The sequence below is a fragment of the Brevundimonas sp. UBA5713 genome (assembly GCF_002419815.1).
In the GTDB taxonomy this organism is placed as follows: domain Bacteria; phylum Pseudomonadota; class Alphaproteobacteria; order Caulobacterales; family Caulobacteraceae; genus Brevundimonas.
The window spans coordinates 33,857-55,964 of the sequence record NZ_DIGV01000055.1 but is presented as its reverse complement, the minus strand read 5'-3'; the positions used below and the strand labels follow the sequence as shown (position 1 = coordinate 55,964).

Sequence of the window (22,108 nt, the reverse complement as noted above, 5' to 3'; positions counted from 1 at the left end):
CTACCTAGTGTTCGATACCGACAGCGTCGGTAATGGGGAATTGGAGTAAAGGCCGATTCTCATGAAACCGGCCTTTGCACCAGAGGAATCACGCTGGATTAGAGCGTCGAGTCCAGAATGCCCTTCATCCACGACGGATGTTCCAGCACCTTGCCGCAGCCAATGGCCACGCAGGACAGCGGATCATCGGCCACTTGAACCGGCAGGCCGGTGTGGTCGCGGATTTCAGCATCCAAGCCGCGCAGCAGTGCGCCGCCGCCGGTCAGCATGATGCCCTTGTCGGCGATGTCGGCCGCCAGTTCCGGCGGGGTCGCTTCCAGAGCCACCTTCACGGCTTCGACGATTTGCGAGACCGGCTCGGCCAGAGCTTCGGCAGCCTGACGCTCGCTCATCTTCACTTCGCGCGGCACGCCTTGCATCAGGTCACGGCCCTTGACCTCGATCTGAAGGCCTTCGCCGTCAGCCGGAGTACGGGCGGTGCCGATGTCTTTCTTGATGCGCTCTGCGGTCGTTTCACCGATCAGCAGGTTGTGGTTACGGCGCATGTAGCTGATCAGCGCATCGTCCATCATGTCGCCGCCGACGCGGACCGAACGCGAATAGACGATACCCGACAGCGACAGCACGGCCACCTCGGTCGTACCACCACCGATATCGACGACCATCGAGCCGGTCGGCTCGTGGATCGGCAGACCGGCACCGATAGCGGCTGCCATCGGCTCGTCGATCAGGCCGACGCGGCGGGCCGAAGCATTCAGGCACGAATCGTTGATGGCGCGGCGCTCAACGGCCGTTGCGCCCGAAGGCACGCACACGATCATCTTCGGATTCACAAAGCCCTTGCGGTTGTGAACCTTGCGGATGAAGTGCTTGATCATTTCCTCGGCGACTTCGAAGTCGGCGATGACGCCATCGCGCATCGGGCGAATGGCTTCCATGTGGCCGGGCGTACGACCCAGCATCTGCTTGGCCTCGAGGCCAACGGCGTGAACGATCTTGCGACCACCGACATTACGCAGGGCAACAACGGACGGTTCGTTCAGGACGATCCCCTTGCCGCGCATATAGATCAGGGTGTTCGCCGTACCCAGATCCATCGCGATGTCGTTGGAGATCATGCCGAAAAGGGGTGAAAGCATGGGCGTCGGGTACCGCTTGTGTGTTTTTCGAGCCGAATGGGCGCTAAAGGATGTTTGTCAGCACTGGCTACGCCCCCGTCCCGAAACGCCAAGAGTATGACGCGTCGGGCCTTTCTGTGTGTACGCCAGCCGACTTAAAGTCCGGTGTGCCCTTATGACGCGATGATTGCAAGCACCTATGCAACTGCCATCACCGCCTTGTCAGAAGGGCCGTAAACTTAAGTCACCAATGAGGCGATTTCTGACCGGTTTTTAGCCCTGCCGTCAGAAACCACCGCAAATGCCCGCTCTATCTGACCGTGTGACGACGGATTAATTCTCGCACAGCCAACATGACCGCCAGCGACACCACGGCCACAACCGCCAGGATGACCGACGACCACACGCCGTCGCCTTTAACCGCGGTGACAAAGCTCCCGCCAAAGAAAGCAACCATGGCGGTCTTGGGCAAAATTCCCAGCGCGCACCCCGCCAGATAGGCCCAGAAATTGGCCCTTACTGCGCCAAACGCCGCATTTACAACGATAAAGGGTGCGGATGGCACATTGCGAATAACGAAGCTGGCGACAAAAGCATTGCGATCAATGAAGGTGCGAAGACGCTGCCCATGCTCGCTGGCGCGCCCTTCCAGCCACCGCGCCAAGGGCCCTCGCCCTGCCCAATAGGTCACGGCTGCCGAAACGACCGTGGCGATCCAGCTGTAGGTAAAGCCGTGCCAGGGACCAAACGCCAGCACGCACAGCGCAATCAGAATGAACTGTGGCGCGCCGATAAAGGCTGAAACTGTAAACAGGAAAATCGCGGCAGCCAGACCCCATGGTCCCGCTCGATACCCCATCAACCACTGCGCCAGATCTTCCTCGGCCTGGCCGAACTGCTGCTTGCCCACGGTGAACAGCACGCTGATTCCCGCGAACACCAGCACACCGACCAGCAACACCCGCCAGCGACGGGCCTCCATGTGCATTAAAAATTCGGCCAAACGTCGCATGAATCTCGCTCAAATTGCCGAAGTCGGCGATCATTGGCGCACAAACATTGTGCTAAGGGGCGGCTGTGGTTATCAACCCTCGCCTCCCCGGCGCATTCGTCCATTTGTTCTGACGGGATCACTATGTCCAGCCTGCAGTCCTCCGCCCTTGCCCGCGTCAAGCCTTCGGCCACCATCGCCGTCACTGCGCGTGCACGCGAACTCAAACGCGAGGGCCGTGATGTGATCGGTCTGGGTGCTGGCGAGCCGGACTTTGATACGCCCGAGAACGTCAAGCAGGCAGCCATCGACGCCATCTCGCGCGGCGAAACCAAATACACCGACGCCGACGGCATGCCGGAACTGAAGGCTGCCATCGTGGCCAAGTTCGCCCGGGAAAACGGCCTGAAGTACGAAACCAACCAGATCCACGTCGCTCCGGGCGGCAAGCCGGTCATCTTCAACGCTCTGGTGGCCACGCTGAACCCCGGCGACGAAGTGATCGTGCCGGCCCCGTACTGGGTGTCCTATCCGGACATGGTGCTGCTGGCCGGTGGCGAGCCAGTGACCGTAATCGGCGAGGAAGCCGATGGCTTCAAGCTGCGCCCCGAAACTCTGGAAGCGGCCATCACGCCCAAGACCCGCTGGCTGATCCTGAACAGCCCATCGAACCCGACCGGCGCCGCCTATACGCGCGCCGAGCTGGAAGCCCTGGCGGATGTGCTGCGCAAGCACCCGCACGTCTGGGTGCTGACCGACGACATGTACGAGCACCTCGTCTATGACGGCTTTGAATACACGACCATCGCCCAGGTCGCACCGGACCTGTACGACCGCACCTTGACCGTCAACGGCGTGTCCAAGGCCTATGCCATGACCGGCTGGCGCATCGGCTATGCCGGTGGCCCCAAGCCGCTGATCGACCTGATGCGCAAGGTGGCCAGCCAGACGACGTCCAATCCGGCCTCGATCTCGCAATGGGCCGCTGTTGAAGCGCTGAACGGTACGCAGGAGTTTCTGGCTCCGCGCGCCGAGGCCTTCAAGAAGCGTCGCGATCTGGTTGTCGGTCTGCTGAATGACGCCGAGGGCATCACCTGCGCCACGCCGGAAGGTGCCTTCTACGTCTACCCGTCGTGCGCAGGCGTGATCGGCAAGACTTCGCCGTCGGGCGTCGTCATCGAGAACGATGAAGTCTTCACCACCGAACTGCTGAACCACGCCGGTGTCGCGGTGGTGCAGGGTTCGGCCTTCGGTCTGGCCCCGTACTTCCGCATTTCCTACGCGACGTCCGACGCCGTGCTGGAAGATGCCTGCAAGCGCATTCAAAAGTTCTGCGCTTCTCTGAAGTAAGCGGCTCAACCGTTTGAATTGGAAAGGGCGCTAACGGTATCCGGTAGCGCCCTTTTTTATTGGCCGGAAAAGTTAGGCACCGCGGCTGACGGCGTAGTCGGCCACATCTTCCAGCGCCTTGCGCCACGGGGTGTCCGGCAGGATGGACAGCGCCGCCTTGGCTTGGTCCGCGTACTCATAGGCGCGATCCAGAGTGGCCGTGATGGCCCCGCAGCCGCGCATCAGCTTCAGCGCGTGCTCGAAGTCACCGTCCTTGCGGTCGCCACGGTGGATGGTGCGCTCCCAGAAAGCGGCCTCGGTGTCGCTGGTGCGCTCAATGGCCAGCAACAGCGGCAGGGTCACCTTGCCCTCGGCAAAGTCGTCACCGGCATTCTTGCCCAGAGCCTCTGACGTTGCGCCGTAATCCAGTGCATCGTCTGCCAGTTGGAAAGCAATGCCCAGTGCCATGCCGTATTCGCGCATGGCGGTCACGCGATCGGCCGAGACGCCGACACCCAGCGCACCCGTTTCAGAGGCCGCCGCAAACAGTTCAGCCGTCTTGGCCCGGATGATTTGCAGATAGGTGTCTTCGTCGAGGTTCACATCGTGCGAGCGGGTCAGTTGCAGCACCTCCCCCTCGGCGATCACCGACGAGGCCGTGGCGAGCACGCCCAGCGCCTTGATGGAATCCGTCTCCACCATCAGCTCGAACGCGCGCGCAAACAGGAAGTCGCCCACCAGCACCGACGAGGCCGCACCCCAGATGAGGTGCGCGGCGACCTTGCCACGGCGCATCTCCGACGAGTCAACGATGTCGTCGTGCAGCAGGGTAGCTGTGTGAATGAACTCGACCGAGGCGGCCAGTTTGCGGGCGGCGACAATATCGCCCTCTCCGCCACAGGCGCGGGCCGAGGCCACGGTCAGCAGAGGACGCAAGCGTTTGCCACCCGCCGCAATCAGATGCTCGGCCAGCGCCGGAATGACCGGCACGTCAGACTGCATCCGCTCGACGATCAGGGCGTCGACAGCGGTCATGTCTTCCTTGGCCAACGCAACCAGAGCGTTCACATCACCCTTGGGGCGATCAGCGACGGCGAGCTTTGCGTCCACGAAATTCTCTTTCAAGTCTTGGGCAAAGTACAAATTCTGCCCGAAAATCCCCTGCGTCGTCTTGCCCCGACGCAATGGCGCGCACAATGGTGTCGGCACCATGATGGGTCAAGCCGAACACGACATCGAAAACCCTGCTTTCGCCACAGAGACGCATCTCTTGGGGGGACGTGTGACCTTACGGCAGCCCGCCAAGGGCTATCGGGCAGGAATGGACGCGGCCCTGCTTGCCGCTACGGTTGCGCCCAAGGCGGGCGAGCGACTCATCGAGGCCGGATGCGGGGCTGGTGCTGTGCTGATGCAACTGGCCAAGCGTCACAGCGATCTGAACCTGTGCGGGCTGGAACGCGATCCGTTCGCGCATGCGCTGGCCCGGCACAATGCCAAGGCCAATGGCGTGGACGATCGCACCACCCTTTTACAAGGCGATGTCGCCAAGGGTTTCCGCGCGCTGGATTTGCCTCTGTTTGACTGGGCCGTCAGCAACCCGCCCTATTTCGATGATCCCAACACCATCCGCGCCCCTGCCGAAGAACGTCGCGGCGCGTGGATCGCCGATGACGGCCTCAAAGCCTGGACCCTTTTCCTGCTGAAGTCGGTACGCGAAGGCGGCAAGATCGTCATCGTTCACCGCGCCGACAGACTGGCCGACATTCTATCGTTGCTGGCCCCCAAGGCCGGATCATTCGCTATCCGTCCCGTCCACTCCTTTGCCGACGAGCCCGCCAAGCGCGTGCTGGTTCAGGCCATCAAGACGGGCAAGGCTCCGTTGCGCCTGTTGCCGCCACTGATCCTGCATCCGCGCACAGGGCCCAAGCACACGCCCGAAGCCGAAGCCATCCTGCGCGGCGAAGCCGATTTGGTGTTCTAGACCTGTCATGATCATCCAACGCGCGAACCAATTGCTGAATGGCCTCCGAGCACGACGCTGGTGGCGAATATTTCTGGCTCCGTTCGGCGTGTCGGTCCTCGGCATTGTGCTGGGCTCGATCTGTTTCTTTACGTCCCTGACCCCCAGTCTGGTCCCTCGCAGTGGTCTGTTGCAGGGTGTGCTGGCAGGCTGCTGTTTTGCAGCGGGCTATGGGGTTGGCGTCGGGGTGAAATTCATCTGGACGTGGCTGGGCCTGCCACGTCTTGATCGAACCAAGCGCAACATGGCCATCAAGATCGCCATCGGCACGGCTGTCGCCTTCATCGTGGCCGGCCTTGTGATGGCGGCCCACTGGCAGCAGGACGTGCACACCGCCATGGGCTTGCCGCCGGTCGAGACGGTGCGCCCCTTCACCATCGCCGGTGTGGCGGGCGCGGTGGCCATTGTGCTCCTGAGCATAGGGCGCGTGTTCCGGGCGGCGGTTCAGGTCAGCTCGAAATGGCTGGCCGAGCACCTGCCGCAAAAGGTCGCCCTGCTGGCCAGCTTGGTCGCCACTATCGCGGCCTTTGTCTTCATCGGCGGAGACGTGATCATCGGCGGGGCGTTCACGGCCTTTGACAAGACCTATGCCCGCATAGACGCCACCTTGCCCGACGATGGACTGAGCCCGTCCGATCCCTTGGCGACCGGCTCGCCTGCGTCCTTGATCGACTGGTCATCCATGGGGGCCGAGGGGCGCGCATTCGTCAGCCAAGGTCCTGACGCCCCCGCCATCAGCGCCATCACCGACCGTCCGGCCCTTCAACCCTTGCGCATCTATGTCGGCATGGGTTCGGCAGAGACGGCGGCCGAACGGGCCCGTCTGGCTTTGAACGAAGCCATCCGCGTCGGGGCGTTTGAACGTGACGCCTTGGTTATAGCCACCCCCACGGGCACGGGCTGGATGGACCCGTCATCGCATTTCCCGCTGGAAGTTCTACTGGACGGCGATGTGGCCACGGTGGGCGTGCAGTACTCCTATCTGCCCAGTTGGCTGTCCTTGCTCGCCGTTCCCGAATACGGGGCCGAGAGCGCGCGCGCCGTGTTTCTGGCCTTCCATGACTATTGGTCGCGCCTGCCCGAAGACACCCGCCCCAAGCTCTATCTGTTCGGCCTCAGTCTGGGAGCCATGAACACCGACCTGTCCTATGATTTCTACGACGTGGTCGATGCGCCGATGGACGGGGTCTTTATGTCGGGCCCGCCCTTTACCAGCCGAGGATGGGGGCAACTGACCCGTGATCGGGATGCCGGCTCTGCGGCGTGGCTGCCACGCTTCCGGAACGGCGAAGTCGTGCGCTTCATGAACCAGGACGGCATCCCGCCCCAGTCCGGTGAATGGGGTTCGACCCGAATTCTGTATCTTCAGTATGCGACAGACGGCATCGTCTTCTTCTCGCCGTCACTGATCTGGCAAAGGCCCGAATGGCTGGATCAACCGCGCGGTCCGGGCGTCAGCCCGCGGCTGCGCTGGGTGCCCATCGTCACCTTCCTGCAAGTCGGGTTTGACCTTTTGACCGCCACCACCACGCCCAGCGGTCAGGGCCACGTCTATGCCGGAGTGGACTATATGACCGGTTGGAACGCCATGCTGGGTACGGACCGCTCTTCTCAGGAAAAAGAACGATTGAAGCGTGCCATGGCCGCTAATGACCTCTAACTCCAGATAAGGTTATAGCATCGATCGGCGCGAAAGTGCGCCGACCGATGCCGCCCTTTTAGTTGCAGGAGTAGGTTTCCGTTTCGGTGTAATTGCCGAGTATTAAAGGGAAATGATAATAGCGTCCGGAGCAGTCGACGCCGGACTCAGCAACCAGCCTGCCTGAGAAATCATAGTGATATGTCCGCTCGCCGAAATCGCGAGGACCACCTTTACCCGCCGTTGCGCCTCCTGCGCCGAAAATTAGTAGCAGAGCCGCACTGGTTGCGATCAGTTTACGCTTCATGTTCCACTCCTATTAGCCCCCGCCTTATCAAACAGTGTGATGACAGCGCGCAACCTGTGCGAGATCACATGAACGTGGCTAGGTTGTATCTTCCAGTTAAACGCCGCTTGGCCGACCATAATCGGCGCGATAAGAGAACCTTATGTCTCTACGCACCCTCTTCCCGACCCAGATCTATGAAACCAGCGTCGCCGCCGACAAGGGCTGGGCCGAGCTGCACGAAGAGTTGCTCGACCTGTGTCTGGTCATGGGCGAGGAAGATGAAGCGGGCATTAAATGGTGCGAGGACAACCACTATTCGGGCTATACCTCCTATGGCTCGATCAACGACCTGCCCCAGCGCTTCCCCGAATTTGCCGAGCTGAAACGCATTCTGGACAAGCACGCTGCCGCCTATACCAAGGCGCTGAACTTTGACATCGCGCGCAAACCCAAGCTGGACAATCTGTGGGTCAATATCCTGATGCCGGGCGGTGGCCATACCGGTCACATCCACCCCCACTCCATCATCTCTGGCACCATCTACATCCACATTCCGGACGGCGCGTCATCGCTGAAAATGGAAGACCCGCGACTGGTCATGATGATGAACCGGCCGGGCGTGACCGAAGCCGCGACCGAGGCGGAAAAACCCTTCGTCTACCTACGCCCCCAGGCGGGCACCATCCTGATGTGGGAAAGCTGGCTGCGTCACGAAGTGCCCGCCAACCGCGCCAGCGAGCAGCGCATCTCCATCAGCTTTAATTATAGCTGAAGCCCGTGTTCAGGCGGCGCGGACAAGGGTGTCCCACACCGCCATGGAAGAGGCTATGACGCTGCGCAACTCTTCGGGCGTGGCACCGGTCTTGGCGCTGATCGACAAGCCGCGCTGGAGAGTGCCGTAAAACTCGGCGATGGCGCGGGCATCGATATCCGCCGGCACCTCGCCCGTTTCCATGGCCCGGTGAAGCCGCTGCTCCATCAGCGCCACAGCGACCGCACGGCGCGACGACAGGTCATCGGCCAACTCTGGCGATAGTTCGGCGCGCTGTTCGCAGGCCATCAGCATCATACAGCCCGCAGGCGTCTGGCGATCATTCTCTCGCGCCGACAGGTGCAGCAGTCCCTCGAACTGGTCGCGCACCGGGGCATCGCTGTTCAACGCCTCGCCTGCCAAGTTCCGGAAATTACTGTCGTAACGATCCAGCGCCTCGCGGAACAGGTCTTCTTTAGAACCGAACGCCGCGTAAAGGCTGGGCGAAGCAATCCCCATGGCCGTGGTCAGATCAGTCATGGACGTTGCGACATAGCCCTTTTCCCAGAACACGCGCATGGCCGCTTCCAGCGCCTGATCACGATCAAAGGCACGCGGGCGTCCACGTTGCGAACGGGCTTTCTGAGGCAGGGTCTCGGACATGGATTCATATTATTTTATAATGATCATCAAATAAAGCCTTGCGGAAGCTTGGCCACTCCAATTCATTTTGTATCGATCAGCACAAAAAGAATCACCGGAGCGACTTCCCATGACCAACACCTCCCTTCCCCTCGCTGGCAAACGCGCACTGGTCACAGGCGGCGCACGCGGCATTGGCGCTGCTGTCGCCCGCCAACTGGCCGCTGATGGAGCCGACGTCGCCATCACCTATGAAAATTCAACAGAGCGCGCCGAGGCCCTGGCCGCAGAACTGCGCGCGCTGGGCCGCAGGGCCATTGCCATCCGGGCCAATGCGGCGGATCGCTCGGCGGTCCGCTTCGCGGTAGATCGGACCGCATCCGAACTGGGTGGTCTGGATATCCTTATCAACAATGCGGGCGTGGCGCGGATGGCCCCTTTCGCCGAAATGTCGGCCGAAGACATCGATATCCAGATCGATGTGAATGTTCGCGGCGTCTTCTATACGACCCAAGCCGCTTTAAAGCATTTGGCCGACGGTGGTCGCATCATCACCATTGGCAGCAATATCGGTCTTCAGGTTCCGTTTGCGGGCCTCGCCGTCTACGCCGCCACCAAGTCGGCGCTGGAATCCTTCACACGCGGCCTTGCTCGCGACCTGGGCAGCCGCAAGATCACCGTCAATCTGGTGCGTCCCGGCCCCACCGATACTGACATGAATCCTGCTGACGGCGAACTGGCCTCTATGGTGACCAGCACCATCCCCGTGCAACGCTATGGCCGCCCCGAGGAAATCGCCAAGGCTGTAGCTTTTCTCGCCGGTCCGGATGCGGCCTTCATCACCGGCACTGGCATCACCGCGGATGGGGGTTCCATCGCCTAATGTGACGCCCGTTTCCCAAAGGTGCGGCACCGATCGGGTTTATGAGAGCGCTGGAAGCTCTGCTACCCGCCAAATAGGTCCGACATTCGTCGCGCCACATTTGCCCTTTCGCCGCCCAATCGCTACATCCCCCTGCAACACTCCCAATTCCTCTGAATCAAGGGCGCGACGCACCGAATGGCGCAACAATATATTTTCCAGATGCAGGGCCTGACCAAGGCCTATCCCGGCGGCAAGAAGGTCTTCGAGAACATCTGGCTCAGCTTCTACAACGACGCCAAGATCGGCGTGGTCGGCGTGAACGGCTCGGGTAAGTCCACCCTGCTGAAGATCATGGCTGGCCTGGACACCGAGTTCCAGGGCGAGGCCCGCGCTGCCGATGGCATCAAGCGCGGCTATCTGGAACAAGAGCCGAAGCTGGACGACAGCCTGAACGTTCGCGAGAACGTCGAAGCGTGGTGCGAAGAGAAGCAGTGGGTCAACCGCTTCAACGCCATCGCTGCCGAGCTGGGCGAAAACTACACCGATGAACTCATGGAAGAGATGACCGCTCTCCAGGAGAAGATCGACGCCGCCGACGTGTGGGACATCGACAGCCGTATCGAAATGGCCATGGGTGCCCTGCGCTGCCCGCCGGACGATTGGGCTGTGACCAACCTGTCGGGTGGTGAAAAGCGCCGCGTGGCTCTGGCTCGCCTGCTGCTGTCGAAGCCCGACATGCTGCTGATGGACGAACCGACCAACCACTTGGACGCCGAATCCGTCGCATGGCTGCAGCACCACCTGGAAAACTTCCCGGGCTGCGTCATCCTCGTGACCCACGACCGTTACTTCCTTGACCAAGTGACCAAGTGGACGCTCGAACTGGACCGCGGCAAAGGCCACCCGCACGAGGGCAACTACTCCTCCTGGCTGGAAGCCAAGCAGAAGCGCGTTGTGCAAGAGCAGTCGGAATCCGAAGCTCGCCAGCGCGCCCTTACCCGCGAACTGGAATGGGTCCGTTCGGGTGCCAAGGCCCGTCAGGCCAAGTCGAAAGCCCGTCTGGCCGCCTATGAGCGCATGGTGGAGGAACAGGAGGCCCAACGCGGCGCCCAGACCTACGCCCACATCCAGATCCCGCCGGGCCCGCGCCTCGGCAACGTGGTGCTGGAAGTCAACGGCCTGTCCAAGAAGTTTGGCGACAAGCAGCTCTTCAAGGATCTGACCTTCAAGCTGCCGCCGAACGGTATCGTTGGCGTTATCGGCCCGAACGGTGCCGGTAAGTCGACCCTGTTCAAGCTGATCACCGGCCAAGAACAGCCGGACGAAGGCACGATCCGTGTCGGCGAGACCGTCAAGCTGGCCTATGTCGACCAGTCGCGCGACGACCTGAAGCCGGAAGACACCATCTGGCAGGCTATCTCGGGCGGCACCGACGTGATGATGGTCGGCAAGCGCGAGATCAACACCCGCGCCTATGTCGGCTCGTTCAACTTCAAGGGCGGCGACCAACAGAAGAAGGTCGGCCTGCTGTCGGGTGGTGAGCGCAACCGCGTCCACCTGGCCAAGACGCTGGCCACCGGCGGCAACCTGATCCTGCTCGACGAACCGACCAACGACCTTGACATCGAAACCCTGCAGAACCTCGAAGAGGCTCTGGAAGAGTTCGCCGGCTGCGCCGTGGTCATCAGCCACGACCGCTGGTTCCTTGACCGTCTGGCCACCCACATCCTCGCCTTCGAAGGCGACGGCCACGTGGAATGGTTCGAAGGTAACTTCGAAGCCTACGAACAGGACAAGATGCGTCGCCTTGGTGCGGACAGCATCATTCCGAAGCGTATCCAGCACCAGAAGTTCGGCCGCTAAGCCGATCTTCCGCTGACATGATAGACGGCCTCGCCCACCACGGGCGGGGCCGTTTTTCTTTGGTTCTCTATTGGCTATAGCCAGATGGAATAACAGCGGTAGTGTAGAGGCATGACACGCCCTGCCGTCCTGATCATGCAACGGATGCTGGCCCCGCTCAGCCCGTTCCTCGAAACCCAGTTTGACGTCTATCGCCTGTGGGAAGGCCCGCCCGTGGAAGCCGCCAACGACATCCGCGCCATCGTCACGGCGGGCGAAGAGCCACTGGACAAGCCGCTGATCGAAAAGCTGCCCAATCTGGAACTCGTGGCCTGTTTTACAGCGGGCTATGACGGGCTGGACGTCGAATGGTGCCGTGCGCGCGGGCTGAAACTTAGCCACTCGCCCAATGTGAACCATGAGGACGTGGCCGATCTGGCCATGGGGCTGGTGCTGGCGGCGCGGCGTGAAATGGTTGCGGGACACCTCAAGGTGCTGTCGGGCACATGGAGCCTCGAGCAGCGGAACATCACTGCCTCGCTGCAAGGCCAAAAGGTGGGCATCGTCGGACTGGGTGCCATCGGGGCGGCCGTAGCAAAACGCGCCGAGGCCTTTAATCTGGAGGTTTCATGGTGGGGCCCGCGCGCCAAAGACGCACCGTGGCCACACGCGGAATCCTTGCTTCAACTGGCCAAGGATACTGACATTCTGGTGGTCGCCTGCCGCGCCGATGAAACCAATCGCGGCCTGATCGATGACCAGGTCATCAGGGCCATCGGCCCACACGGCATTCTGGTGAATGTCTCGCGCGGGTCTCTCGTCGATGAAGATGCCCTGATCGCCGCCCTGCACAGGGGGGCCATCGGTGGAGCCGCACTGGATGTCTACGCCACCGAACCGACGCCGCCTGAACGCTGGATCAATGTGCCGAATCTGGTGCTGTCACCCCACGCGGGCGGCGCGACCACGCACGGCGTCCAAGCCATGTTGGTGCTTACGCTGCAAAATCTGGCCGCTCATTTTGCCGGACAGCCTCTGCTAACACCGATCTCGGACTGATTTTTCACATTTAACGCTATTAGCGCTCGATTTTGAACGATCCGTGCGGCATTCCCACGCCGCAGGGCGGCTTTAGTGCGGCGGGAAAACGGTTTTTCCCTTGCATAATCATATAAAGATATCTTTATATGGGCGCATGAACCTGTCCGCTGATCAGACTGTCGAGATTCTCCGCGCCGCGGGTGAGCCGACGCGCCTGCGTATCCTTTCCTTGCTGGCCGCCGAAGAGCTTTCGGTCATGGAACTGTCCCGCGTGCTGGACCAAAGCCAGCCGCGTGTGTCGCGCCATCTGAAACTGATGGCTGACGCCGGTCTGATCGAGCGCTTTCCCGATGGGGCGCGGGTCTTCTACCGCCTGTCGCACGACATGACGGCCCGCCGCTTGATCGACACCGTATTGGACATGCTGGACGATGGCGAAGGCGAAGCCGACCATCGCCGCCTCGAAGAGGTCCGCGCCGAACGCGCCGAAGAAGCTGCCCGTTATTTCGAACAGGTCGCGCCCCAGTGGGACCAGATGCGCTCGCTCTATGTCTGCGAAAGCGATGTCGAGGCCGCCGTTATGCGCGCCGCAGGCCCCGGCCCGTTCGAGCGTGTTGTCGATCTCGGCACCGGTTCGGGCCGCATGCTGACCTTGCTGGGCAAGAAGGCCAAGATGTCGGTCGGCCTCGATCTCAGCCAGAACATGCTGAACATCGCCCGCGCCAATGTCACCAAGGCCGGTCTGGAGAAGGTGGAACTGCGCCACGGCGACATCTTCTCCACCCGCTTGCCGGTGGGCAGCGCCGATCTGGTGATCGTGCATCAGGTTCTGCACTATCTGAACGACCCCGCCGCTGCCATTGCCGAGGCCGCGCGCGTGGTGATGGCTGGTGGCCGTCTGCTGATCGTCGACTTTGCCCCGCACAATTTCGAACACCTGCGCGAGGCGCATCAGCACCGCCGTTTGGGCTTCGATGATGCCGAAGTGCACGGCTGGCTGACCGAGGCTGGTCTTGTCCCGCAACAGCCCTTCATTCTGCCGCCCGACAAGGAAGGCCTGACTGTTCACGTCTGGACCGGCATCCGTCCGGCCGACAAAGCCCGAAAGACCGCCTGATATGGCCCCCTCCTCCCTCGCCGAAGCCCGCGCCCTGCTGCTGAGCCCGCTGGGCCCCGTCGCCCGCGCCGGCAACAGCAAGAATCCGGTCAATGTCTCGTTCGAGTTTTTTCCGCCTAAGTCGGACGAGGCCGAGGCCAATCTGTGGAAGGCCATCCGCCGTCTGGAGCCGCTGAACCCCGCGTTTGTGTCTGTGACCTATGGCGCGGGCGGCTCGACGCGCGAGCGTACGCACCGCACGGTCCAGCGCATCATTACCGAAACCACCCTTCGCCCTGCAGCCCACCTGACCTGCGTCGAGGCCAGCCGCGAGGAAGTGGACGAGGTGATCGAAGGCTATAAGACCATCGGCGTTGACCATATCGTGGCCCTGCGCGGTGATCCGCCCGGTACCAGCGGCATCGGAGGCGTCTATCAGCCCCGTGCCGACGGCTATGCCAACGCCACGGAGTTGTCCCGCGCGATCCAGTCGGTCGGCGGCTTTGACATTACTGTCGGGGCATACCCCGAGAAACACCCCGAAAGCCCGTCCATCGAGCATGATCTGAATGTGCTGAAGGCCAAGCAGGACGCAGGTGCGACCCGCGCCATTACCCAGTTCTTTTTTGATCTGGATGCTTTCTTGCGTTTCCGCGATCAGGTCCGCCGCGCGGGCATCACGATAAAGCTGATCCCCGGCATTATGCCGGTGTCGAACTTTGCCGGTCTTCAGCGCATGACCGCCGCCTGTGGTGCCGCCCTGCCCGACTGGTTGGCCGCGCACTTTGACGGTCTGGATAATGACCCCGAAACGCGCAAGCTGATCGCCGCCTCCGTCGCCGCCGAAACCTGCGCCCGCCTTCAGGAAGAAGGCTTCGAGGATTTCCACTTCTACACCCTGAACCGCGCCGATCTGGTCTACGCCATCTGCCGCGTTCTGGGCGTGCGTGAACAAAAGGCTGCTTGAGTTATGGCTTTGACCCGCTCCGAACGTATCGCGGCCCTGCACAAGGCCGCCAAGGAACGTGTACTGGTTCTGGATGGCAGCTGGGGCGTGATGATCCAGCGCGAGAGCCTGACCGAGGAAGACTTCCGCGGTGAGCGTTTCGCCAACCATTCCCACCCCCAGAAGGGCAATAACGACCTTCTGATCCTGACCCGCCCCGACATCGTGGCGGGCCTGCACGACGTCTATTATAGCGTTGGCGCGGATATCTCAGAGACCAACACCTTCTCCTCGACCACCATCGCCCAGGCCGATTATGGCCTCGAAGATGCGGTCTATGATCTGAACTATGAAGGTGCGCGTATCGGGCGCGAGGTCGCCGACCGCTGGACCGAGAAAGAGCCGCACAAGCCGCGCTTCGTGGCCGGTGCCATCGGCCCGACGAACCGCACCCTGTCACTCAGCCCCGATGTGAACGACCCCGGCTTCCGCGCCGTTTCCTTCGACGAAGTCTATGAGGCCTACAAACAGCAGGCCAAGGCTCTGCATGACGGCGGAGTGGACCTGTTCCTGATCGAAACCGTCTTCGACACGCTGAACTGCAAGGCCGCGATCAAGGCTGTTAAAGACCTTGAGGACGAGGGCTATGAGCCGCTGCCGATCTGGATTTCCGGCACCATCACCGACCGCTCGGGCCGCACGCTTAGCGGCCAGACGGCAGAGGCCTTCTGGAACTCCATCCGTCACGCCAAGCCTTTCGCCGTGGGCTTCAACTGCGCGCTGGGTGCCGAGCTGATGCGCCCGCATATCGCAGAACTCAGCCGCGTGGCCGATACCCTCGTTTCCGCCTATCCGAACGCGGGCCTGCCCAATGCCATGGGCCAGTATGACGAAGAGCCGCACGAAACCGGCCACTTCATCGAGGAATGGGCCAAGTCGGGTCTGGTCAACATTGTCGGCGGCTGCTGTGGCACCACACCGGACCACATCAAACACATTGCCGAGGAAGTGGCGGGCGTTGCGCCGCGCGCTATCCCCGAGCGCCCCGTGGCCTTGCGCCTGTCGGGACTGGAACCGTTCGAACTGGTCGCCTGATGTCTGCCCTGCTGGAACTGGCTGACGAACTGGATGCCACCACGGACGAGCAGTTCGTCACGTGGGAGCGGACCGGCACCGGCTTTAGCTATGCCAAATATGCGCCCGTGTTCCACGCCTGGGAACGGGCGCTGGGCGCTATCGGTCTGGGCGGCCCGTCCGACATCTATGACCGTATGCTGAAGGGTGAGCGGATACCGAACCCTTCGATCGAAACCATTGCCACCGCCGATCAGGCCACCCTGCTCGGCTATGCCACCTATATCGTGCGTTCCGAGAAGTTCAGCGAAGGGCATTTCGCCGCCTGCCACCGCAGGGGCTACCTCGCCGCCATCGTCCGCCGCCTTGCTCAATTGGAAAACGCCTGATGCGTCCTGTCTTTATCAACGTCGGCGAACGGACCAACGTCACCGGCTCGGCTAAATTCCGCAAGCTGATCGTCGAGGGCGATTATACCGCCGCGCTGGACGTCGCCCGCCAGCAGGTCGAGGCCGGTGCCCAGATCATTGACGTGAACATGGACGAAGGCCTGCTGGATGGCCCCAAGGCCATGCGCACCTTCCTGAACTTGATCGCGGCCGAGCCCGACATCGCCCGCGTGCCGATCATGATCGACTCCTCCAAATGGGAGGTGATCGAGGAAGGCCTGAAGTGCGTTCAGGGCAAGCCGATCGTCAACTCGATCAGCATGAAGGAAGGCGAAGAGGCCTTCCGCCACCACGCCATCCAGTGCCTGCGTTACGGTGCCGCCGTCGTCGTCATGGCCTTTGACGAGCAGGGTCAGGCCGATACCGCCGCGCGCAAGATCGAGATCTGCACCCGCGCCTACAACATCCTGGTGAACGAGGTCGGCTTCCCGCCCGAAGACATCATCTTCGACCCCAACATCTTCGCCGTGGCGACGGGGATCGAGGAACACGACAACTATGCCGTGGACTTCATCGAGGCGACCAAGGTCATCAAGGCCACCGTGCCTCATGCCAAGGTCTCGGGCGGTGTATCGAACGTGTCATTCAGCTTCCGCGGCAACGAGCCTGTGCGCCGCGCCATCCACTCGGTCTTCCTCTACCACGCCATCAATGCGGGCATGGACATGGGCATCGTCAATGCGGGCGACCTGCCCGTTTATGACGACATCGATCCCGAACTACGCGAAGCCGTCGAGGACGTAATCCTCAACCGTCCGCAGCGTACGAATGTGTCGAACACCGAGCGTCTGGTGGACATGGCCCCACGCTATAAGGGCGAAAAGGGTGCCGCCAAGGTCGTTGACCTGAAATGGCGAGAACTGCCCGTCGGCAAGCGCATCGAGCACGCCCTGGTCAATGGCATCACCGAATATATCGAGGCCGACACCGAAGAGGCGCGTGCCCAGTCCGAGCGCCCGCTTCACGTCATCGAAGGCCCGCTGATGGACGGCATGAACGTCGTCGGCGACCTGTTCGGTGCGGGCAAGATGTTCCTGCCGCAGGTGGTGAAATCGGCCCGTGTGATGAAACAGGCCGTGGCCTATCTTGAACCCTTTATGGAAGCCGAGAAGGCAGGCCAGCCGCGCCAACAGGCGGGCCGCATCCTAATGGCCACCGTCAAAGGCGACGTGCACGACATCGGCAAGAACATCGTCGGCGTCGTTCTCCAGTGCAACAACTACGAGGTCGTGGACCTCGGCGTCATGGTACCCGCCGACAGGATCATTGACGAGGCCATCGCCCATAACTGCGACATCATCGGCCTGTCGGGCCTGATCACGCCGTCGCTGGACGAGATGGTCTTTGTGGCCACGGAAATGGAGCGTCGTGGGCTGAACATTCCGCTGCTGATTGGCGGGGCTACCACCAGCCGCACCCATACGGCGGTGAAGATCGAGCCTGCCTATAAGGCCGGATCGACCACCTATGTCATCGATGCCAGCCGTGCCGTGGGCGTGGTCTCGGGCCTGCTGTCCGAGACGGAGAAGGACAAGAACGAGGCCGCGACCCGCGAGGAATATGCCCGCATCCGCGAGCAATATGCCCGAGGCCAGGAAGTGAAGGCCCGCGCCGCTTTGCCCGCCGCCCGCGCCAACCGCTTCAACGCCGAAAACCCAGCTCCGCCGCCTTCGCCGTCCTTCATCGGCACCCGCGCCTATGAGTGGGACCTGAAGGATCTGGCCGACCACATCGACTGGACGCCCTTCTTCGCCAGCTGGGAGCTGATCGGCCGCTTCCCGCACATTCTCGAAGACGAGATCGTCGGCGAGGCCGCGCGTGACCTCTACAAAGACGCCCGCGCCATGCTGGACCGCATCGTCAACGAGAAATGGTACACGGCCAAGGGCGTGGTCGGCTTCTGGCCCGCCAATGCCAAGGGTGACGACATTGTCGTCTGGGCCGACGAGGGCCGCAGCGAGCAGATCGCCACTTTCCACGGCCTGCGCCAGCAGATCGCCAAGACCAATGGCAAGCCGAACCTGTGCCTGTCCGACTTCGTGGCCGAGGACGGTGCCGACTACATCGGCGCGTTTGCGGTTACCGCAGGCCACGGCGAACTGGCCAAGGCCGCAGAGTTCAAAGCGGCGGGCGACGACTATTCCGCCATCATGGCCACGGCCCTTGCAGACCGTCTGGCCGAAGCCTTTGCCGAGCGTCTTCACAAGGAAGTCCGCACCAAGCTGTGGGGCTATGCCGCCGATGAGGACCTGACGGTTCAGGACCTGATCGAAGAGAAATACAAGGGTATCCGCCCTGCCCCCGGCTATCCGTGCCAGCCGGACCACACGGAAAAGGCTACGCTCTTCCGCCTGCTGGATGCCGGAAATGCCGCCGGTATGGAACTGACCGAATCCTATGCAATGAACCCGCCCGCCTCGGTCAGCGGCCTCTATTTCGGCCATGCCGAGAGCCACTATTTCGGGGTCGGCAAGATCGACCGCGATCAGGTCGAGGACTACGCTGCCCGCAAGGGCTGGGATGTCGCCACCTGCGAAAAATGGCTGGCCCCCATCCTCAACTACGATCCGGCCGCCATAAAAGAAAAGGCCGCCTGATCAGGCAGCCTTTTCTCTAAAACAAATCGCCCTGCCGGATTACTCCGGCAGGGCTTTTGTTTGCCTTAGAAGGAGTAGCGTACGCCGAGGTATGCACGACGCGGAGCCACCCAGTTGTTGGCTTCGCCGAAGTCATAGTCGGCGCTGCCAGCGCGGTTGGTGAACACCGAGGTTGCCGACTGCTTGTTCAGGACGTTGAAGACGTCCAGGAACAGTTCAACCTTCCCGAAGGAGAGGTCCAGGTCATACGACGCGCGTACATCGAAGGTATAGTACGACGGACCTTTGCCCTTGCCGGTGTACCCTGGCAGCAGCCAGGTGCTGGTCACACCGTCAACCGTCGAAGCCGGGCCGCGCGGACCTGCGACATAGCCGTACAGATAATCGATCGGCGTGTAGACGATGCCGCTGTTCCAGTTGAACACACCGGCCAGTTCCAGACCGAAATCGAACTCGTATGAGCCGTAGGCCTTGAACAGGTGCTTGATGTTGCCAGGGGTGTTACCCCAGGTGTTCGGCGCGCGCGGGTCAAGGTAGATGAAGTCACCTTGAACGCCAGCGTTCGAGTCCGACGAGGTGTTACCTTGCGCGTCGTTATAGGTGTACGACGCCGAGGCCTGCCAGTTGTCGGTCTTGAACTTCTGCAGGGTGATTTCATAACCCCAATAGTCGCGCTTGCCACCACGCAGAGTACCTAGAACGTAGTTGATTTGGCCCGCTTGGACCGCCGAAATTTGATCAGCGCTTAGGCCAAAGTACTCATACGGAATGTAGAACTTCGAATCCGGCGTTGCGTTACCCGCTGCACCGCTGCCGTTTGGATCGGAGTAAACGGCCAGATCGTAGTCTTCCATGATGTCGCGCGTGGCGCGCTTGGTCGCCGTCACCGTCAGGCCGATATCGCGGCCGAACGTGCGCGAGTAACCCAGCACATATTCATCGGTGTACGGGGTCTCGGTGCTGGGCGCGAAGATCGAGTCCAGAACCTGTGCGCCACCGCGGGTGCGGAAGGTCACCCAGTTGCCGCCGATATTGATCTGCTCTTCGTTCACGGCACCCGACAGGCTGCCGGCAAAGCCGGTCATGTCATTACGGGGCGGATCGTAGTAGCGACCGATGAAGGCCCAGACCTTGCTGCGGCCATCGCCCTGAAGGTCATAGACCACACTGAGGCGGGGTGCGACGGCCCAGTCGAAGGTGAACAGCTCTTCGCCGTTCGACGCCACATGGGTCCATTCTTCCGCGCGGATACCGGCGTTGACGGTCCAGTTATCGTAGGTCCAGGTATCTTGCAGATACAGGGCCTTGCCTTCACTGCGAACATCATTCGGACCATCGGCCACACGCAGCGAGCGATAGGCGTTGATCTGGCTGCCTGGGTTACCTGCCGTATCCGAGAAGGTGATCGCGCTGATCTCCTCAGGCGTCAGAACCCCGTCACCGTCGGCGTCAACGATGCCGTATAGGGCAGCTCTGTTCGAAGCAGAGTCGATGCCTGCAATGATGCGGGCGCGGTCATCATCACTGAATACCGCCGAAGTGAACTGGCTCTTGGCAAGCTCGTCAAAGGTGGTGCCTGCGTATTGGGAACCCAGCGACGTATAGGTCGCGCCACCCGGTACCAGCGAGTTCACCACGCTCTGCGTTTCAGACTGGGAATATCCCGCCTTGATGGTGTGGGTGCCAAAGCCGGTTTCCAGATAATATTCCAGCTTCAGGCCGAACTCTTCACGGTTACGGAAGCGCTCGGTATTTGCGCCTGCGCCACCGATGTTGGCTTGTTCGTAAGTGTAGGTGTCGCCACGACGGAAGTTGACGTTATTGCGCACCGACTGGTCTGCGGCCAGCGTGGTCAGTTCGGCCTCATGCTTATACCAATAGGCATTCAGCAGCAGGTCACCCCAAGTGCGGGTGTAGTCGATCTTGTACTTGTCACCGCCCTGAACCTGCGACGTGTCGCGATAGTTGCGCGTCGAAGCATTCGAGGTGCCGCTGATTTCAGTCGGGTCGTTGAAGTAGCTGACAGTCAGACGATCATCATCGGTGATCTGCCAGGTCAGCTTGGCAAAGCCGTATTCGGCTTCGTTGGTGACGACGCGCTGGACGTCTTCTGTACCCGGGAAGGTCACTTCATCTTCACGGTATTTCTTTTGGTACGAACCAAAGAACCACAGGCGGTCGCGCAGGATAGGGCCGCCAAGGGTAAAGGCGGTGTCGTAGGTCGAGAAGCCAGCCGATTCACCGTGCTTGTCGTCTTGGACCAGACCGTCATTCTGGAAGTAATAGTTCAGCGAGCCGTGCCACTCGTTCGAACCCGACTTGGTAATCACGGACGAGATCAGACCCGCGCCACCTTCATATTCGGCAGGCACCCCGCCGGTAATGACCTGTTGCTCCTGAATGATTTCGGAGTTGAAGTTGGCGCCGAACGTACCCGTGACCGGGTCGGTCACATTAACACCGTCGAGGATGTAAATGTTGTCCGAGGATGAACCGGTCACGCCCGTCACCGACGAGTTCACACCCGACTTGGACGAGGGGTTGCTACCGGGCTTCACACCCGGAACCAGTTGCAGATAGCTCTGATAGTTACGGCCGGTCGGCAGGGACTCCACGACGCCGAGCGTCAGGGTCGTCGCCACGGTGGCCGAGGTGGTATCGATGGCTGCCAGTGAACGGCCGGTCACGACAATGTCGCCCACGCGTGTCGTGTCGGAGCCAACGGAAGAGAGCGCATAGGTCAGGCTCAGGTCGCGACCGCTGACAACAGCAACGCTGGAAGCGGAGTATGGCGAATAGCCATCTGCGGTGACAGCGACCGTATAGTTGGTCGCCGGGTCCAGACCCGAGATACGGACACGACCATCAGCACCGGTTACGCCGGTGCGGGTCAACAGACTGTCTGGTGAGCTCACGACTACCGTCGCCCCGGACACAACTGCACCGCCCTCGCCCGTGATGGCCACACGAAGCGAGCCAGACTGTGCCTGAGCCACGGCAACTGTCGGCATCGAAATCGCTACCAACGGTGCCGCAATCCCCGCCGCCATGAGCGCACTGCCCAACAGGGTCGTGCCCATCATTCTCTGCTTAAATGCTTTCATCCCCGCCATTCATATCCCTCCAAAAGGCCCTTACGGCCCAAGATTCGCCTCAGCCCCTATGCTGCAGCGCACCTATATTGAGGACAGAATGTCGCGCCTTGCCACCGGGAACGCCCGCACGATATCACCGCGCACATTTTAGTCGCTTTTTCGTCACATTAACAAAAAGCAATCTAGTTTTTAGGTTTTCTGATCACGACGAAATTTTGTCATGTAAATCAGTTGTCTGAGCATTGCCCTAAAAGCTGACGAGCAAGAGTCTTGCGCCGTTGAGGTCTATTACCGGCGTTAAGTCAATAAAATTTTTCATGGATA

At 61.3% G+C, this 22,108-nt stretch carries 18 protein-coding genes; 12 read left to right on the top strand and 6 right to left on the bottom strand.

Annotated features, from left to right (window positions below; all coding sequences use genetic code 11):
• Positions 1-98: 98 nt before the first annotated feature.
• Together B3B04_RS13450 and B3B04_RS13445 are read right to left on the bottom strand one after the other, a co-directional pair.
• Positions 99-1,139, bottom strand: a complete 1,041-nt coding sequence (locus B3B04_RS13450; protein WP_292043608.1) for a rod shape-determining protein — start codon at positions 1,137-1,139, stop codon at positions 99-101.
• 289 nt (positions 1,140-1,428) lie between these two features.
• Complete coding sequence (locus B3B04_RS13445) at positions 1,429-2,130, bottom strand: TVP38/TMEM64 family protein (protein WP_292043607.1); 702 nt, start codon at positions 2,128-2,130, stop codon at positions 1,429-1,431.
• Positions 2,131-2,253: 123 nt separating this feature from the next.
• Here B3B04_RS13445 and B3B04_RS13440 point away from each other — a divergent pair, with 123 nt between their 5' ends.
• Complete coding sequence (locus B3B04_RS13440; RefSeq protein ID WP_292043606.1) at positions 2,254-3,459, top strand: pyridoxal phosphate-dependent aminotransferase; 1,206 nt, start codon at positions 2,254-2,256, stop codon at positions 3,457-3,459.
• A gap of 72 nt (positions 3,460-3,531) precedes the next feature.
• Here B3B04_RS13440 and B3B04_RS13435 read toward each other — a convergent pair whose 3' ends face one another.
• On the bottom strand, positions 3,532-4,506 hold the full coding sequence (locus B3B04_RS13435) for a polyprenyl synthetase family protein (protein ID WP_292043635.1): 975 nt from the start codon (positions 4,504-4,506) through the stop codon (positions 3,532-3,534).
• Between the two features lie 142 nt (positions 4,507-4,648).
• Here B3B04_RS13435 and B3B04_RS13430 point away from each other — a divergent pair, with 142 nt between their 5' ends.
• Together B3B04_RS13430 and B3B04_RS13425 are read left to right on the top strand one after the other, a co-directional pair.
• The gene (locus tag B3B04_RS13430; RefSeq protein ID WP_292043605.1) at positions 4,649-5,419 is read left to right on the top strand and encodes a tRNA1(Val) (adenine(37)-N6)-methyltransferase; all 771 of its coding nucleotides are present in this window, start codon (positions 4,649-4,651) and stop codon (positions 5,417-5,419) included.
• A 7-nt stretch (positions 5,420-5,426) separates the two neighbouring features.
• On the top strand, positions 5,427-7,118 hold the full coding sequence (locus tag B3B04_RS13425; RefSeq protein ID WP_292043603.1) for an alpha/beta hydrolase: 1,692 nt from the start codon (positions 5,427-5,429) through the stop codon (positions 7,116-7,118).
• A gap of 58 nt (positions 7,119-7,176) precedes the next feature.
• Here the strand turns inward: B3B04_RS13425 and B3B04_RS13420 are convergent, their stop codons facing one another.
• Positions 7,177-7,404 carry a hypothetical protein gene (locus tag B3B04_RS13420; protein ID WP_292043602.1) on the bottom strand — a complete coding sequence of 76 codons (228 nt, stop codon included), beginning with the start codon at positions 7,402-7,404 and terminating at the stop codon, positions 7,177-7,179.
• Positions 7,405-7,546: 142 nt separating this feature from the next.
• On the opposite strand from B3B04_RS13420, the gene B3B04_RS13415 reads away from it, so the two are divergent.
• Positions 7,547-8,158: a TIGR02466 family protein gene (locus tag B3B04_RS13415; RefSeq protein ID WP_292043601.1), complete on the top strand. Its 612-nt coding sequence runs from the start codon at positions 7,547-7,549 to the stop codon at positions 8,156-8,158.
• Between the two features lie 9 nt (positions 8,159-8,167).
• Here B3B04_RS13415 and B3B04_RS13410 read toward each other — a convergent pair whose 3' ends face one another.
• Entirely contained in the window at positions 8,168-8,800 is a 633-nt protein-coding gene (locus B3B04_RS13410) for a TetR/AcrR family transcriptional regulator (protein WP_292043599.1), read from the bottom strand.
• Positions 8,801-8,909: 109 nt separating this feature from the next.
• Between B3B04_RS13410 and B3B04_RS13405 the strand changes: the two genes are divergently transcribed.
• The 8 genes from B3B04_RS13405 to metH all read left to right on the top strand — a co-directional run bounded on the left by B3B04_RS13405 (position 8,910) and on the right by metH (position 18,689).
• Complete coding sequence (locus B3B04_RS13405; RefSeq protein WP_292043597.1) at positions 8,910-9,662, top strand: SDR family oxidoreductase; 753 nt, start codon at positions 8,910-8,912, stop codon at positions 9,660-9,662.
• 177 nt (positions 9,663-9,839) lie between these two features.
• Complete coding sequence (ettA, locus tag B3B04_RS13400) at positions 9,840-11,507, top strand: energy-dependent translational throttle protein EttA (RefSeq protein WP_292043596.1); 1,668 nt, start codon at positions 9,840-9,842, stop codon at positions 11,505-11,507.
• A gap of 111 nt (positions 11,508-11,618) precedes the next feature.
• A complete protein-coding gene (locus B3B04_RS13395; protein WP_292043594.1) occupies positions 11,619-12,545 on the top strand; it encodes a 2-hydroxyacid dehydrogenase in 927 nt (308 codons plus the stop codon).
• Between the two features lie 136 nt (positions 12,546-12,681).
• A complete protein-coding gene (locus B3B04_RS13390; protein ID WP_292043593.1) occupies positions 12,682-13,644 on the top strand; it encodes an ArsR/SmtB family transcription factor in 963 nt (320 codons plus the stop codon).
• 1 nt (position 13,645) lies between these two features.
• Entirely contained in the window at positions 13,646-14,590 is a 945-nt protein-coding gene (gene metF / locus B3B04_RS13385) for a methylenetetrahydrofolate reductase [NAD(P)H] (RefSeq protein WP_292043591.1), read from the top strand.
• 3 nt (positions 14,591-14,593) lie between these two features.
• Positions 14,594-15,664, top strand: coding sequence for a homocysteine S-methyltransferase family protein (locus B3B04_RS13380; protein ID WP_292043589.1), 1,071 nt, complete (start codon positions 14,594-14,596; stop codon positions 15,662-15,664).
• Positions 15,664-16,032 carry a DUF6508 domain-containing protein gene (locus B3B04_RS13375; protein WP_292043588.1) on the top strand — a complete coding sequence of 123 codons (369 nt, stop codon included), beginning with the start codon at positions 15,664-15,666 and terminating at the stop codon, positions 16,030-16,032. The genes B3B04_RS13380 and B3B04_RS13375 overlap by 1 nt, the downstream gene beginning before the upstream one ends.
• Positions 16,032-18,689 (top strand): methionine synthase, encoded by a 2,658-nt coding sequence (gene metH / locus B3B04_RS13370; protein WP_292043587.1) that lies wholly within the window; start codon positions 16,032-16,034, stop codon positions 18,687-18,689. The genes B3B04_RS13375 and metH overlap by 1 nt, the downstream gene beginning before the upstream one ends.
• 65 nt (positions 18,690-18,754) lie before the next feature.
• On the opposite strand, the gene B3B04_RS13365 is transcribed toward metH, so the two are convergent.
• Positions 18,755-21,793 (bottom strand): TonB-dependent receptor, encoded by a 3,039-nt coding sequence (locus B3B04_RS13365; RefSeq protein ID WP_292043585.1) that lies wholly within the window; start codon positions 21,791-21,793, stop codon positions 18,755-18,757.
• Positions 21,794-22,108 lie beyond the last annotated feature (315 nt).